The sequence below is a fragment of the Endozoicomonas arenosclerae genome (assembly GCF_001562015.1).
Taxonomy (GTDB): Bacteria; Pseudomonadota; Gammaproteobacteria; order Pseudomonadales; family Endozoicomonadaceae; genus Endozoicomonas_A; species Endozoicomonas_A arenosclerae.
Genome location: NZ_LASA01000271.1, coordinates 1 through 1,892, shown reverse-complemented (window position 1 = coordinate 1,892; position 1,892 = coordinate 1). Strand labels below are relative to the sequence as shown.

The window sequence follows — 1,892 nt, the reverse complement described above, 5'->3', positions numbered from 1 at the left end:
ATAAAGAGACAAATAAACCCTGTAGCTATGTATTCTTTTGCTTCTAAATATTTCTTTTTACCAATGCTATTAGATACTTTATTTCTAACACCATTGGCAATACCCAGATCAAAAATCTGACTCCAGGAAACCACACTAAACAGTGTTAGCCAGATACCGTAGCGCTCTTCTCCAAGAAACCGTAACATTACAGGCGTTAGCATAAAAAATGCAATTATAGAGCCAGCCTTATAAATTACACTCTCTAAGATCTGCCTATTATGAGTATTTAATTGTATCATTCGGACAAAATCACTCTTTTATACTACGAAACCAAAGCGGATGTCAGGCTACTGGCCGAGACGGACCGGCTGCACAATGACCTCAGCGGGCCAGCCATCAAGAAACTCTGCGAACGAGCTCTTCTGCAGGGTGATCAGCGTTATGAAAGGCTGCAGGGATTTCCGTGTCTCACTTGTACAACCTCAGGCAGTCTCACACTTATCAGACGGTACGACGCAAGAAGAATGGGACTCGCTCAGTTCAGAGAGCTATTGGCGTACGCCGTCGTCCAGACCCTCAGGGCAGGCCGGGGTTTATTCGAATTGATAGGGTTCACCAGGGCGATAAGGATGGCGTGAAAGGGCTATATCACATCAATGCTGTCGATGACGTCACCCAGTTTGAGGTGGTCTGTTCTGTGGAGCGCATCAGCGAAACCTTCATGATACCCGTACTGGAAGAGATTCTGGCGACGTTCCCTTTCAAGCTCCTGGCGTTCCATTCTGACAACGGCTCAGAGTAAATCAACCATAAGGTGGCCAAGCTGTTGAACAAGCTTCACATAGCCTTACAAAGTCACGTTCCCGGCACAGTAATGACAATGCGTTGGTGGAAAGCAAAAATGGTTCAGTGATCAGTAAAATACTGGGATACGCCCATATTCCCCAGCAGTTTGCCGTGCAGGTCAACCCGTTCGACAGAGAATACTTGAACCTTTATCTGAACTATCACCGGCCTTGTTTCTTTCCTGTTGTTTACGTGGACAAGAAGGGCAAAGAGAGAAAGCGTTTCCGTTACGAAGATATGATGACGCCCTATGTTGTTTCTCTGCAAGATGCTCAGCAATACTTGAAGAGCGGAGTCACCCTAAAAAGTTTGGAGGCGAAAGCCCATGGCATGACCGATAATGAAGCGGCACAAAGGCTTCAAAACGCCAGAGAGAACTTACTAACAGTCATCTATGAACGACCAGCCTGAGGCCGGAGTCATGCACTCTTCTTCAGGCTCATTTTTCAATTGGAAAATACTGACCCACAGAGATTAAATACAAGCTCTTTTAATAAGAAAACAAATACCCATGACAGATCAATTATGTCAAAGGTTTTCATGATTTAACCCTGGTTGTTTATCAGTGTTAATTATTCGATTTTACTTTTTAGCATTTCATCTATACCATCTTCTAATGAAACTAACGGTTTCCAGCCATACTGAAACAACTTTCTATTATCAGCTTGAGAATGCATTATTTCATTATTTCTATATTCGATCGCAGTAAAATCGAGCTTACTTTTTGAATTAGCTTTCTTATGAACAGTAAGAACAAAATCTTTTATACTAACTGCCTGACCACTACCTAACTCTAAATCTTCAAAATAGGGCAGATTATTACTTTCAAGTAATGTCTTGTAAGCAGAAACAACATCACTGATATAGATGAAATCTCTTTTCTGCTCACCTGGAGTTAATTTAATAACAGGTACATTATTCAAACAACTTTTAATTATATAACTTGTAAACTTTTCACTCCCCTCATTTGGACCATACATATGCTCAAGTTTAACATTACAGAATTTTATTTTATTTTCTTTTGCATACATCTTACCCCATTCATAGATATGTTTTTTTGATAA

The 1,892-nt window shown here is 40.9% G+C and carries 3 protein-coding genes and 1 pseudogene; 2 read left to right on the top strand and 2 right to left on the bottom strand.

All coding sequences use genetic code 11. The features are described from left to right. Positions 1-281, bottom strand: a pseudogene (locus WG89_RS31850) (hypothetical protein); the annotation flags it as partial. 164 nt (positions 282-445) lie between these two features. Here WG89_RS31850 and WG89_RS31845 point away from each other — a divergent pair. Beyond that, entirely contained in the window at positions 446-784 is a 339-nt protein-coding gene (locus WG89_RS31845) for a hypothetical protein (protein WP_216638589.1), read from the top strand. A 107-nt stretch (positions 785-891) separates the two neighbouring features. After that, entirely contained in the window at positions 892-1,239 is a 348-nt protein-coding gene (locus WG89_RS31840; protein WP_216638588.1) for a hypothetical protein, read from the top strand. 161 nt (positions 1,240-1,400) lie between these two features. On the opposite strand, the gene WG89_RS28705 is transcribed toward WG89_RS31840, so the two are convergent. After that, on the bottom strand, positions 1,401-1,892 hold a 492-nt coding region (locus WG89_RS28705; protein ID WP_153301905.1), incomplete at its 5' end, for an NAD-dependent epimerase/dehydratase family protein.